The sequence below is a fragment of the Paenibacillus hemerocallicola genome, from assembly GCF_006265175.1.
GTDB lineage: Bacteria > Bacillota > Bacilli > Paenibacillales > NBRC-103111 > Paenibacillus_AB > Paenibacillus_AB hemerocallicola.
Genome location: NZ_VDCQ01000052.1, coordinates 61557 through 75164, shown reverse-complemented (window position 1 = coordinate 75164; position 13608 = coordinate 61557). Strand labels below are relative to the sequence as shown.

At 58.5% G+C, this 13608-nt stretch carries 12 protein-coding genes; 9 read left to right on the top strand and 3 right to left on the bottom strand.

The window, feature by feature from the left end:
* The 6 genes from FE784_RS41630 to FE784_RS28705 all read left to right on the top strand — a co-directional run.
* A partial coding sequence (locus tag FE784_RS41630) for a hypothetical protein (RefSeq protein ID WP_218103830.1) occupies nt 1-293 on the top strand: 293 nt, incomplete at its 5' end.
* The gene (locus FE784_RS28725; RefSeq protein WP_139605695.1) at nt 235-1212 is read left to right on the top strand and encodes a DUF4434 domain-containing protein; all 978 of its coding nucleotides are present in this window, start codon (nt 235-237) and stop codon (nt 1210-1212) included. The genes FE784_RS41630 and FE784_RS28725, both read left to right, overlap by 59 nt.
* Complete coding sequence (locus tag FE784_RS28720) at nt 1209-2159, top strand: ROK family protein (RefSeq protein ID WP_139605694.1); 951 nt, start codon at nt 1209-1211, stop codon at nt 2157-2159. Before FE784_RS28725 ends, FE784_RS28720 begins: the two co-directional genes overlap by 4 nt.
* Nucleotides 2160-2575: 416 nt before the next feature.
* Nucleotides 2576-3505 (top strand): glycosyltransferase, encoded by a 930-nt coding sequence (locus FE784_RS28715; RefSeq protein ID WP_139605693.1) that lies wholly within the window; start codon nt 2576-2578, stop codon nt 3503-3505.
* Nucleotides 3506-3541: 36 nt separating this feature from the next.
* Nucleotides 3542-4732 (top strand): NAD-dependent epimerase/dehydratase family protein, encoded by a 1191-nt coding sequence (locus FE784_RS28710; RefSeq protein WP_139605692.1) that lies wholly within the window; start codon nt 3542-3544, stop codon nt 4730-4732.
* Nucleotides 4733-4789: 57 nt separating this feature from the next.
* Nucleotides 4790-4990, top strand: coding sequence for a hypothetical protein (locus FE784_RS28705; protein ID WP_139605691.1), 201 nt, complete (start codon nt 4790-4792; stop codon nt 4988-4990).
* 191 nt (nt 4991-5181) lie between these two features.
* Here the strand turns inward: FE784_RS28705 and FE784_RS28700 are convergent, their stop codons facing one another.
* From FE784_RS28700 to FE784_RS28690, 3 genes are read right to left on the bottom strand one after another with little or no spacing between them, the layout of a single operon-like run.
* Nucleotides 5182-6756, bottom strand: a complete 1575-nt coding sequence (locus tag FE784_RS28700; protein WP_139605690.1) for an FAD-dependent oxidoreductase — start codon at nt 6754-6756, stop codon at nt 5182-5184.
* A gap of 11 nt (nt 6757-6767) precedes the next feature.
* Nucleotides 6768-7454: an N-acetylmannosamine-6-phosphate 2-epimerase gene (locus FE784_RS28695; RefSeq protein WP_139605689.1), complete on the bottom strand. Its 687-nt coding sequence runs from the start codon at nt 7452-7454 to the stop codon at nt 6768-6770.
* A gap of 39 nt (nt 7455-7493) precedes the next feature.
* A complete protein-coding gene (locus FE784_RS28690; protein WP_139605688.1) occupies nt 7494-8552 on the bottom strand; it encodes a glycoside hydrolase family protein in 1059 nt (352 codons plus the stop codon).
* A 399-nt stretch (nt 8553-8951) separates the two neighbouring features.
* On the opposite strand from FE784_RS28690, the gene FE784_RS28685 reads away from it, so the two are divergent.
* From FE784_RS28685 to FE784_RS28675, 3 genes are all read left to right on the top strand, one after another.
* Entirely contained in the window at nt 8952-11282 is a 2331-nt protein-coding gene (locus tag FE784_RS28685; RefSeq protein WP_176706593.1) for a helix-turn-helix domain-containing protein, read from the top strand.
* A gap of 374 nt (nt 11283-11656) precedes the next feature.
* Nucleotides 11657-12613, top strand: a complete 957-nt coding sequence (locus FE784_RS28680; RefSeq protein WP_139605686.1) for an ABC transporter permease — start codon at nt 11657-11659, stop codon at nt 12611-12613.
* Between the two features lie 25 nt (nt 12614-12638).
* Nucleotides 12639-13514 carry a carbohydrate ABC transporter permease gene (locus FE784_RS28675; RefSeq protein ID WP_139605685.1) on the top strand — a complete coding sequence of 292 codons (876 nt, stop codon included), beginning with the start codon at nt 12639-12641 and terminating at the stop codon, nt 13512-13514.
* Nucleotides 13515-13608: the final 94 nt, after the last annotated feature.

Sequence of the window (13608 nt, the reverse complement as noted above, 5' to 3'; positions counted from 1 at the left end):
AATCCCGGCAAAACCGGCTTGTGGAGCGTTCACGGAAGCCGTTGCCGGGCGAATCCCGGCTAAACCGGCTTATGCGGCATTCACATGTGTTTATCGCCCATGCGATGCCCGGCGTGTGCCGCATTTTCGGCCGGCAAGCACGCCCGCAAGGGCCGATCGCCGGCAGGCTGCCGAACGTCAAACACAATGCGGTCGGCATACATGCCGGGTCATCGAACGATCGGAGGAATAGAGATGGCACTCATGCGCATTACGGGATCGTGGTTCGATTTCTACCACCCGAACCCGTATGAAGGGGATTGCTGGAATTCGACGACGCAGCGTTTTACCGCGGCGGATTGGGATTCGAAGCTGTCAGAGATGGCCGAGGCGGGGCTCGATACGCTTGTGCTGCTGAATGTGGCGCTGCACGGCAAGGCGTTTTACCCGTCGGACATTTGGCCGTACCGGTGGGATACGGTATGTCCGGACCCGCTGGAGGCGGTGCTGAAGGCGGGCGACCGGCTCGGGATGACGATTTATGTGGGCAACGGCTTCTATACGACGCCGATTATGGGGAGCTTGTCGACGACGGGGGACACCTCCTCGCTGCGGTTCGATTTCGCCAAGGAGCTGGCGGCCCGGTACGGGCATCACGCTTCCTTCGCCGGCTGGTATTTGCCGGTGGAAGCGGCGATTTTTACGCATTTTCCGGATCATTATATCGCCTATGCCAACGAAATGTCCGATTTCCTGCGCAGGCTCGGCCCGCAGAAGGTGATGATCGCGCCATACGGCACCCGCTCGGTGACGGGGGATGACCGGTTCGTCGGCCAGCTTCGCTCGCTTGAGGTCGATTACATCGCCTATCAGGACGAAATCGGCGTCGACCGGACGACGTTCGAGGCGGTGGACGCCACCTTTGCCAGGCTGCGGGAAGCCCACGACCGGGCGGGGAAGCCGCTCTGGTCCGATCTCGAGCTGTTCCGGTTTGCCGGTAAGGTGCTGCATCCCGGACCATTCGAACGGGTGCGGCGCCAACTGGAGATTTTATCGAAGTATTCGGACAAAGTGCTGTGCTATCAATATTTGGGCATGATGAACAAGCCGGGCAGCCCGGTTCACGCCGGTCACGAGACGTCGGTGCGGCTGTACGAAGACTACATGGCTTACCTGCGCGACAACGGATTATGGGACGCCGCGGGGCAAGCGGGGACGGAGCGGAATCGATGAAACGGAAAGTCGTATTCGGAATCGACATCGGGGGAACGAACATCAAGTCGGGCATCGTCGACGAGACGGGGGCCATTTTGCACGCCGACAATACGCCGACGGATGCGCAGGCCGGCCGGGACTCGCTGCTCGACAAGCTGTACGAGATCGCCCGCCGCTACAAGGAGCGGGCCGCGGGGGAAGGCTGGGAAGCATGCGGCATGGGCGTGGCGACGGCGGGATACGTCCATGCGAGAGAAGGCCGCATCGGCTATGCGACCTCCAATTTGCCGGGGTGGACCGGCGTGCCGCTGCGGGATAATATGTCGCGCGAGACCGGCCTCCCGGTAGCGCTCGTGAACGACGCCCACGCTTTCGCCGTCGGCGAGGCGTGGATCGGAGCGGGCAAGGAGCTCGAAGGCTTTCTGTGCGTGACGCTCGGCACGGGGGTCGGAGGAAGCTGGGTAACGAAGCAGGGCGGGACATATTTCGGCCGCGACGGCTACGCAGGAGGGTATGGCCATATTGTCATCCGGCACGGAGGACAGGCGTGCAACTGCGGATTAAGCGGCTGCTGGGAGCAGTACGCCTCGGTTCGGGCGCTAATGCGCCAAGCGGCGGAAGCCGGCCTCGACGATTCGACGACCGGCGGTTCGGCCAAACGGCTGTTCGAGCTTGCACGCGAAGGTCACAGAACGGCGCTCGACGTGATCGATCAATATGCGGAATACGTGGCGCTCGGCATGACCAATTTGATCCACATTTTGAATCCCGAATCGATTGTCGTCGGAGGCGCGATTACGGCGCAGGGCGGTTTTCTGTTCGATCGGATTCGCGCCCAGGCGGAGCGGCAAATGATGCCGGCATACGCGCCGGTGCGCATCGTACCGGCGGCGCTTGGCGAGCAGGCGGGGTTGGCCGGGGCGGCGAAGCTGGCGTGGTCGAGCACGAGTCCGCAAGGGGAGTGAATAATTGTTTTCGTCGACGGGATTGCGGCGGGTTTCTTCCGTTTTCCTCTGGAGTCAGGCGACGGCATCGGTCGATCGACTCGTTTTTTGTCGAGCGCCCGACGCCGCTGTCTGTCTTGCAGCGTCATGTCTTGTCATCGATATTGTCATGGGCGGAGCGGTTTCCCTTTGCCCGAGAGGCAAGGTGCGGCAAGGCCGCAATCGGCGTTCGGCCGACCGGAGTCTTTCGAACGGGTCGAAGCTATGATGACAAAACCGCTTTTTATTTGATACCGATTGCCTACGGCGATCGGTTTTTTCGCGTGGAAGCATTTGGGAGCGGGTTCTCATGACGCCCGGAAACGGCACATGCTACGATCTGTAATGTCAATTAGCAAACAAAGCTGCCGACAATTCGGTTCCGGGGGAGAAGGATTATGAACGATAGGTGGGTAATCAGCGTCGTCATTCCCGCACGCAACGAAGGGGAACGAGTCGCCGAGACGATCCGATCGGCGATGGGGGCCCGAACTAGCGGCTGCGGACTGGAGTTCGTCGTCGTGGACGACGCCTCCGACGAAGGGTGCGGCGTTCGCTTCGGTCCGGACTTGGACGGCGCGGACATTCGCGTCGTGAGGCTGCCTGAGCGAGCAGGTGTCGCGGGTGCGCGGAACCGCGGCGCGCGGGCGGCCAGCGGGGATATATTGTTTATTACCGATGCGCACGTGGGGTTCAGTCCGGGCTGGGACGACGAGGTGCTGCGGCGGATCGGCGACGGGCGCATGCTGGCCGCCACGATTTGCGATACCGTCTCCGCTTTTCGCGGCTATGGCTGCAGTTTGCTCGTGCCGTTTATGGGCACGGCCTGGAACCGGGAGCCGATGGCCGGAGAGCCGCCCTTCGTGCAAATCGCTTCGTCCGCCGGAACGGCGCTGACCAAGACGCTGTTCGAGAGGATCGGCGGCTACGACGAGGGGATGCGGCTGTACGGCGGCATCGAGCCGGAGTTCAGCGTCCGCGCTTGGCTGAGCGGGGCGGAAATCGTCTCCGTCCCTTCGCTGCGCATGCTGCACCGGTTCAAAACGAAGCCGGAAATCGAACGGTTCATCGGCGAATTGAAGCCTCACCTGCTGCACAATAACCTCCGCTTCGGGCTGCTGTACTTGGGAGAGTCCGCCAGCCTTCAAATGATCCGGCACTTCGCCATGATGTATCCGGATGAGATTGGGGAGGCGATTCGCCAAGTGGAAGCAAGCGATGTCGGAGAACGCCGGAAGTTTCTCGAAACGCGGCTGCGCCATGACTTCGCCTGGTTTGTCCGGAAGTTCGGCGTCAAGGACCAGGCCGGAGCGGAAGTATGGATATGAGGGCGGACATATTTGCGAAAAAGGGGGGAGATGCTCATGAGAGTATTTATCGCCGGTATCGACGGCTATTTGGGCTGGACGCTGGCGCAGGCGTTGACCGCGCGCGGGCATGAGGTAGGCGGGGCGGACGGCTATTTCCGCCGGAAATGGGTGGACGAAATGGGCTCGTGGAGCGCCATTCCGATCGTCTCGATGAAAGAGCGGCTTGAGGCGTTCCGCGAACGGTACGGGAAGCGGCTGCCTTTCTGGGAAGGCGATTTGCGCAGCTACCCGTTCGTGGAGCAGGCGCTCCGCGAATTTCGCCCCGATGCGGTCGTGCACCTGGGAGAATGCCCGTCGGCTCCCTATTCGGCCATCGATGTCGAACATGCGGTGTTCGTGCAGACGAACAATTTGACGACGACCTTTCATCTCTTGTTTGCGATGAAGGCGATCGCTCCGGAAGCTCATCTGGTGAAGCTTGGCACGATGGGGGAATACGGCACGCCGAATCTGGATATTCCCGAAGGCTTTTTCGAGGTGGAGTACCGGGGACGGAAAGACCGGCTGCCTTTTCCGCGTCAGGCGGGATCGTGGTACCACTGGAGCAAGGTGCACGGCTCCAACAATGTGATGTTCGCTTCCAAACTGTGGGATTTGGCCGCGACGGACATTATGCAGGGCATCGTCTTCGGCACGCATCCCGCGGAGATGGGCGACGATCCGCGGCTCGCGACCCGGCTAGATTTCGATCAGGCGTTCGGCACGATCGTCAACCGGTTCTGCTGCCAGGCCGTCATCGGACATCCGCTGACGCTGTATGGAAGCGGCACGCAGCAGCGCGGCTTTCTGCCCCTGCAGGATTCGATGCAATGTCTCGCGTTGGCCGTGGAAAATCCGCCGAAACGGGGGGAGTACCGGGTGCTCAACCAATTCCAGCAGGTGTACCGGCTCGACGATTGGGCAGGCAAAGTCGCGAAGGCCGCGGACGCGTTCGGACTGAAAACGGAAATCCGCCATCTGGACAACCCGCGGAAGGAGCAAGAGGAGCACCATTACCGACCCGATCATGACGAGTTGACCCGGCTTGGCTATCGTCCGTCCGGCGACATGGATGCCGAGCTGCGGACCATGCTCGCGAGACTGCTGCCGCACGCCGAGCGAATCCGGGGAAAAAGCGAGGCGCTCCTTCCCGATATTCGCTGGACCGGCGACAGAAGCAGGGTGAGCTACAGGTTGCCGACCTGAGGCAGACGCGGGCGGATCCGGGTTACGGCTGTATGCACATGAAAGGAGGTGAAAAAGATGACACAGGCTGTGGCAACTTTGTTGAATGAGCTGACTGTTCGGCCCTCGGCGCTTCGCTCGTTGATTGAACGTCCGGAGAGCTTCGGCGAGCAGCTCGGATTCAATTCCGCGCAACTTGGCGCGCTGAGAAGCGCTGACAAGCTGAAGCGCCCGATGTATCCGGTGACGTTCACGACCGGCACGACGATTTCGGTTTGATCGCGAAAGGGGCCGTTCTCCTGCCCGAACGCGAGGCATAGCGGCATGATGCGTTTACGAGTCAAGGAGTCGGCTTTGGCCGCTCGCTGCCGAAAGGGAGAGCAGATCTTGTCGAACCGGCGTAAGCGCCAAGGAGACCGTCGGAGTAATCCGGCGGTCTCCTGCATGTATTTCCGAACGTATACTCTATGCTATACCGGTTCCACGACCGGCCAATCCAATTCCACGCCGGCCCGGACCAAGCGGGCCTGGAAATCTCGCAATAACGTCTCGGTATTGCGGACTTGACGGGGCGTAACCCCTTGATCCAGACAGTAAGCGGCCAAATAACCTGCCGCTTCGCCGATATTCCACTCGACGGGATGGAGCCGGTAGCAGCCGTTGGTCAGATGCGTCGCGCCGATATTTTTACACGCCGGCAGTACATTGTCGACCCGTACCGGAATCAGGCTGCCGAGCGGGATTTGGAACGGGCTGACCGGAACGTAGCAGCCTTCCCGCCCGCCGGTAGTCGGATGAAGGTCGATGCGGTAACAGCCTACGCCGACCGAATCGGCGAACTTCTCGGCGTCGTTCCGTCCTCTCGCGGCAGGGCTCACGTGCTGCTCGGCTACGGTGAACTCGGCGCGGATGCGGCGCGATTCGCGGATATACGGCGCTTTGGCCATTCCGTCCTCGGTTCCCAGCACATCCTTGCGCAGCCTCAGACCCGGGTAGCCTTGTCCGCCGTCCGGCCGGGGAGCTTCCGTCTGCAGCCAGTAGAGCAGGCTCAGGCTCAAGTTTTTCGCCCGCTCGATGTGCAGCTCGCGCTCCTCCTCGGCGACGTCGATAAGATTGCCCAGCCAGTAGTCGTTCTGCGGCCAATTGACCAGCGTAATATCGCTATCGAACGTACCGGCGACAAAATTCGATTTGTCGATCGAGCGGCGGTAATCCCATAACGGGAACGTACCGGGCTCGGGCTGCCGGAACAGGTTGAACGATTTGTACGGGCTGAAGCTGGAAGTAGCCCAGCTCAGCATGCGGTCTTTCATGAATGGTGCCTGATATGCCTTCCAAAACTCGTAATCGCGCGGCTTCTCGATCGTATGATCTTCGCCATCGCGATAGTCCATGGCAAAGACGACCGTGAACGATTGGACGTCCCCCGGCTCGGCGTCTCCCTCCAGGGCGTTAGGCTCGCCGGTCTCGGCCCTCGATTCCGCGCCGGTGACGTATTCGACTCCGGCAAGCGGAAGCAAATCCCCGCATTCCGTCGCATCCAGCACATAAGGGGCATGCAAAGTCTGCTCCTCGCCGTCAAGCGTGCGGCGTACCGTGACGTTCGAGATGCGGTTGCCGTCGGACTCCGCCGCAACCGGCCTGCGGTTCAGCAAAATCGTGACGGCTCCGCTGTGTACATGCGGCGCCATCATTTCGTTCAGCACCGCCAGCGCGACGCGCGGCTCGACGCATAGGCGGCTGACGATCGCGTTGCCCGGATTGAGGCGGGGGTTAGCCGCGGCTTCCGGCGTCAGCGGGTAGTTGCGCTTGTAGTATTCCCGCACCTTATCGCGGAAAGTCCGGTACGTTCGCGTACAGCCGAACTGCTCGATCCAGCGGTGCTCGTCGGGTGGGACGGCCTGGCTCGTCACCTGGCCGCCGATCCAGTCGGTCTCCTCGGTCATGATGACGCGCTTGCCGGCTTTGGCCGCCGCCATAGCCGCCGAGCAGCCCCCGAACCCTCCGCCGATAATGAGTACGTCGGCGTTCATCGCCTGTAGCATCCGATCACTTCCTATTTGGACTGCTCCAGCCATTGGCCGAGCCGTTCCGCATATTTTTGGGTAATGAATTGGGGCCGCGTAATCGCTCCGCCGACGACCACATATTCGGCTCCGGCCTCCAGCGCTTCGACGGCCTCGACAGGACTCCATATCCGCCCTTCCGCGACAAGCGGTTTCTTCAGCAGCTCGGCCAGCTGCCGCACCAGCTCCAGGTCAGGGCCTTCCTGCTTCGGACTGTAAGGCGTGTAGCCCGACATCGTCGTGGAGATCAGATCCGCGCCCAACGACTCCGCGAGCAGTCCTTCTTCCACGGTCGAAATATCGGCCATCACCGCAACGCCCGCCTCATGGCAATGACGAATCAGCTCGACGACGCGCTCGGCGCGGTCTTCCCGATTTGTCATATCCATGGCGACGACATCGGCGCCGGCGTCAATGATCGCCTGAACGTCGACAAGCTCCGGCGTAATGTAAATGTCCGAGCCGGGAATGTCGCGTTTCAACAGCCCGATCACGGGCAGCTTTACGACGGCTTTAATGTCGCGAATATCGTCGGGTCCGTTGGCACGGATGCCAATCGCTCCGCCTTGCTCGGCCGCCAGCGCCATACGGGCCATCGTTCCTTGAAAGTAAAGCGGCTCGCCCGGCAGCGCCTGGCACGACACGATCAATCCTCTTTGGGCAAATATCGGTTTCATGCGATGAACACTCCTTGATATTCTGGATGAGTAAGTCCGTTACGCCTGCGGATGGTCCAGACCGATTGCGCACAGAAGCCCGGCAAACGTAGCTGCCTTGCGAAAGGTGGTCGTAACCGGAGACCGCTCGGGATCTTCATTTTTTACTTTCGGCCGGAAGTAGGCGATGCCGTCGCGGGACAAGCCCTCCTCGACTTCCTGCAGCCGCCGCGTCACATGGGAGCGGGCTTCGCCAAGATGCGGGACGCGCGACAGCGCGAGTGTGATTTCCGGAACATTTGGCCAATCCCGGCACCACCACGGCGCTTCATTGCTGTCGTTGGGCCCGTCGTTTAACGCCTGGAGCACGGTCTTGACCGCTTCTTCTTCTATGGTCTTCCATCTGGTCCGCAGAGGCTCGGATAGCAGCGGAAGCAGCGGAGAGGCGAATGCGATAATCGTAACCTGATATGCAACGCTGTTTCCCATCCCGACGGTGCCGTCCCAATTTTCCGTATAAGGCCACCAGCCGGGACTGTGACGTCCGAACCGGTCGGCCACGTGAGCGACGGTGCGTTCGATTTGACGGAGGTAGACCGGATTGCCGGACAGCTCGTAAGCTCTTCCGAGCGTGTGCGCGGCGTAAATGTCGCCGTTCAGCACGTCGTGCATACGGGCGTTCGGATTTTTATAGACAGCCCCCGGGTTTTCTTCCGCAACCAGGGTCAGCAAATAGTCGGCCGAGCGGATCAGGCTCGTTTTGGCGGACTCGTTGCCCGTTGCCTTATATACGTGATACAAACTGTTCGCGGAAGCGCCGATCTCGGCGATGTCCACGGTTCCGGCCTCGCCTTTCTTGACGTAATACGGCTGGCCGAAAGCGCCGGAGGGCAGCTGCCGCCGCAACACGTCGTCGATCAGCCGGGCGGCCGTGTCCGAGCCGGCCTCGCCGGACAGCTTGGCGTCGAGCGCGTACAAGCAGGCGGTTTGCGCCGTCGTGCAGCAGCTCGCCCGGTCGCCGAGCTCGTCGTCCAGCACGTAAGACTGCCCGGAGTCGTCGACCAGCAGCCGGTCCATATACAGTTTCAATTTCCCGGCAAGAGAAGGGATTTGCTCCATCGGAAGTGTTCTCCTTGCGTCTAAAATCATGAATGAACATAGAAGGAACTATCTTGAGTATACCACACTTTTGGAGAAAAGTTCCCTTTGCATTTTATATATTGAAGAAAAAATTCAATGAATGGGCGAACCCCGCCGAGCGGGGCGCCTTGAATTAAACGGGAAAAGAAACTACAATGAAATTACGGGAATTGGAGAAAAGCTTCCGATTGTATCTATAAATAGAAGAAAAATTTCACAGGAAGCATGTCCCGTTTCCTGCTTTTCCGGTTCCTTACATTTGACACGCGGCTGTGCCTATACTACAATTTCGACAAGAAACGACGCAGCTCCGCTCAAGTTACGAATGGGGACTGCTTCTTTTTTTGCAAACGTTTTATGACAAGGGGGGTGGGTGCGGTGTCCGGCAAGCTTGCGAGGCTGTTCAAACATACGACGTTCAAACGGAAGCTGTACCTGTACTCGCTCCTCTTGTGCATCGTTCCGGTGCTCGTTCTGGGGACGGTGTCTTCGACGATCGCTTCCCGGATGGTTCAGGAGGAGGTCGATCACAATCATCAGATCATTTTGCGGCAAATCCAGTTTCAAGTAGACCGATTTCTGTACACGCTGGAGAAGGCGTCGATCGATTTGGCGAACAATGCGGTAATCGAGAAATCCGTCCAGGCGGGGCCATCGATGCAGCATCTGGACATTTCCTTGGAAATGATCGACCTCGTGCAAAGGCAGCGCAATTTCTCGGAAATTCCTTACGATATATCGATTCTATACAGCCATTACGGCAAAGTGTATTCGAATCGGGAAGGCCTAATCGATCAAAACGACTTTGCATACCCGGAAATCGCCCGCCAGCTGAACGCCAATTACAACGGTCCCGTCGTCATCTCGCCGCGAACGTATCCGAATCAGGACGAGCTGCTGGTCATCCGGTCCGTACCGTTGTTTGTTACCGACAAGGCCGACGGATTTGTCATGCTTCATATTCAATCGAACAAGCTGAGCTCGTTCGTGCAAACGGTTCAACTGGGCGAACGAAGGCGGCTGTTAGTCCTGGATGACAAAGGGACGGTAGTGACGAGCCATGACCCGGCCGAAATCGGAACACGAATCAATTCGTCCGAGCTGTACAGGTATTGGAGCGATCCGGACGGCTCGTCCGGCCAAGTCGAGCTGGACGGGGTATCGTATCAAGTGTCGATGGAACGGTCCGCTTTTAACGACTGGACGTATTTGGCCCTGACGGAAAGCTCCCTGCTTACGGGCAAAGCGCAGCGCATTCAGTCGCTCACCTGGACGATCGTGGCCGTGCTTGTCGCGATCTGGGTCAGTATCGCGCTGCTCGGGACGAACCGTCTGTACAATCCGATCCAGAGATTGACCAACAAGTTCTCCGGCGATAGCCGCAGCAATCAGCCGCCCCGCGACGGACTGGAGGCGCTCGATTCGTTCATTCACCATGTCGTCATGACGAACGACCGGCTCCAGCACCGCCTGAACGAGCAGCTCCCCTATTTGAAGGAGACCGTCTTCCAGCAGCTGCTGCGCGGCGAGATGGACGATCGTGAAATTCGCGAGAAAACGGAGCAATACGGCTTTCCGTTGAAAGGAAACTGGTTTTACGTCTGCCTTGTCGACGTCGACGAGTTCGGCCGTTTCCGTGAAACGTACCGCGAGAAGGACCGGTCGCTCATGCTGTATGCGCTTCGCAAAATGTGCGAGGAGCTGTGCGAGCAGGAGTCCGATTTCTCCTGCATTACCGCGGCGCCTCTGCCCGGCCAAGTAGCGATCGTGATCGGGATGGACCGGATCGACGAAGAAACGGAGCGGAAAGCGAAGGAAACGGTCTCCCAAATCAACGGCAAAGTGCGTCATTATTTCCAGTTTACCGTAACGGTCGCCCTAAGCCGGCCGGGCAAAAATTACCGCAGCATCAGCGATTCGTATCAGCAGGCATTGGAGCTGCTCACCTACAGGCTGCTGCTCGGCCATAACCAGTTCATTACCGGAGACGGGCTCAAGCCGTCGGTTCAACAATCCCGAACGACGATCGTCAAGCGCCAGAAAAAAATCGTTTCCTGCATCGCACAAGGCGATCTGGAGGGCGCGGAAGCCGAGCTGGCGCATATGATGCGGGAAGTGCCCCAATATGTGCAAAATTCGGAGACGGTGCTCGGCCTGTTCGCTTATTTGATCGGAGAGCTCGATATGCTGCTGCAGGAGCTGGGGCTGGATCCGAAAGCTTTTTTCCCGGGAGACCCGTACAAGGAGCTGTACGCGAAAACGAGTCTGGACGAAGTGACGTCTTGGCTGACGGAGACGATTTTTCCTTCCGTCGTCCGGCATATGGGGAGTCTGCGGCTGTCGAAGCAGAAGACGGCGATCCAGCAGGTGCTCGCCTATATTCGGGAGCATTACGATACCGATTTATCGCTTCAGCATGTGGCCGACCGGTTCGCCATGTCCCCGTCGCAGCTGAGCCGGACGTTCAAGGAGGAAACGGATATCCATTTCGGCGATTATCTCATTCAGTACCGGATGGAGAAAGCGAAGGAATTTCTCGTCCATACCGATATGCCGATCAAAGACATATCCGAGAAGCTGTGCTACACTTCGGTCCAAAACTTTACGCGCATTTTCAAGCAAACCGCCCATGTTCCGCCGGGGCAATACCGGAAGCAGTACCGGGACGGGGAAGCCGATCCGGCGGGTGAAACGCAAGAAGGCCCCTGATCGGGGCTTCCATATAGAGGACGTTCGCAAGAGCAGCACTTAGGCTCGGCGGGCGTCCTCTTTTTCGCGTCAACGGGCTCGAAATCTTCACGAGATCTTTAACGATTCAGAATGTTCAAGTCCGCTAGAGCGACACAGCTCCAAAGCGATGCTTCGATAAAGCGGGCTGCGAAATTGTGAACCGAGAAAAGCAACCTCTAAAGCTCGGATGGACTCCATCGAAAAGGCTTCGATCAGAAGCTTTTCTTATCTTTCCATGCGCCGGTTGTATCTTTTGCGTTCCGGCAACTGATAATTGCCATTAAAAACGCGCTGCGGGTATGCTTGCGTCATAGCCAGCCGAAAGCGACTGTGAAGGGGGACGAGACAAACAGATGGAAACGCAGACAGCCGCGTCGCCGAGGGTCCGGTCGGATCGTTCGGCATGGGCGCGGATCAAGAACCGCATATGGAAAGACCGCTACTTGCTGCTGCTGGGCTTGCCGGGATTGGCCTATTTTCTGGTTTACAAATATGCTCCGATGTTCGGCCTGTACTTGGCATTTATCGATTTTAACCCGTTTCAGGGCATTTGGGGCAGCGATTGGGTCGGTATGACGCACTTCAAGCGCATCTTCGAGGATACGGAGGTGCTGCGGGTCATATGGAACACGCTGTACATGTCCTTTCTGCAAATCGTGTTCGCCTTTCCGATGCCGATCTTGCTGGCGCTTATGTTGAACGAGGCGCGCAACCAGGTGTACAAGCGTCTCGTGCAATCGATCATTTATTTGCCGCACTTCTTGTCTTGGGTCGTAGTCGTCGGCATCTGGATCATTTTCTTCCGCGGCGAAGGTCTGGTCAATGTGTTTTTGCGCGACGCGTTCGGATGGGATTCGATTCCGTTTTTGACGGACCCTTCGTTCTTCAAGCCGATGGTAGTCACGCAGGTGATATGGAAAGAAGCGGGCTGGGGAACGATCATATTCCTCGCGGCTCTCGCCGGCGTGAACCCGAGCCTGTACGAAGCCGCCGTCGTCGACGGGGCAAGCCGTATGCGCCAAATATGGCACATTACGCTGCCCGCCATCCGCTCGACGATCGTCATTATGCTCATTCTTCGCCTGGGAACGGTTATGGACAGCGGCTTCGAGCAAATATTCCTGATGCTCAATCCGTTCAACGAGCAGACGCAAAACGTGCTGGACACGTTCGTGTTCTACAAAGGCATTCAGCAGTCGGATTACAGCTTCGCAACGGCGGTAGGCATGTTTAAAGGGCTCGTCGGACTCGTGCTGGTCATGTCGGCGAACCGGATCGCCAAAAAATTCGGCGAAGACGGCGTATATTGACGCTTGAAGGAAAGGAGCCACATCCATGAAAGACAAGTCGATATCGAGCCGTGTCCTCGACGTGTTCAACTACACGCTGCTGGCGGTCATAGCGCTGCTCATGCTGTTTCCGTTCCTGTACGTGATCGCGGTTTCGTTCTCTTCCTACACCGATTACATGCAGAGCGACTTCATGCTGATCCCGAAGGAATGGGTGCTGGACGCGTACCGGTTCATTTTCGCTTCGAAATCGTTTCTGCGCTCGCTGTGGGTGACCGTGCTGATTACCGTAGCGGGTACGCTCGTAAATTTGGCCTTTACGGCATCGCTCGCCTACGTGCTGGCCCGGCCGGTGTTCGGACGCAAGCCCGTCACCTTTCTCGTGCTGTTCACGATGCTGTTTAATGCGGGCATGATTCCGACATACCTGGTCGTCAAAGGTACCGGGCTGCTGGACTCCGTATGGGCGCTTATTCTTCCTGTGGCCATCGCGCCGTTTTACTTGATCGTCATGCGCCAATTTTTCGAGAGCATCCCGAGCGAGCTTCATGAAGCGGCCACGATCGACGGAGCGAACGACCTCCAGTCGTTCTGGAGAATCATCCTGCCGTTGTCCAAGCCTTCGCTTGCGGCATTCGGGCTGTTCTACGCGGTCATGCACTGGAACAATTACTTCTCGGCGATTTTGTACATGAACGATCAGCGGTGGTGGCCGATCCAGGTCATCCTGCGGCAAATCGTCGTCGTAAACGAAGCCCAGAATACGCTGGCGGGAGGACAAATTTTGCTTGAAAACGCGCCGCCTGCGGAAACGATCCAAATGGCGGCCATTCTGGTGGCGACGGTTCCGATTCTGATCGTGTATCCGTTTCTGCAAAAGCATTTCGCCAAGGGGGTGATGCTCGGCTCGGTCAAAGGATAAGGTCGGCGCGGGCAAACATAAGGGAAGCAAAAGCTACGCAGGCTAAGGAAATGGTACGTTTTTATCGTCAGGCAACCGTTATGAAGGGGTAATT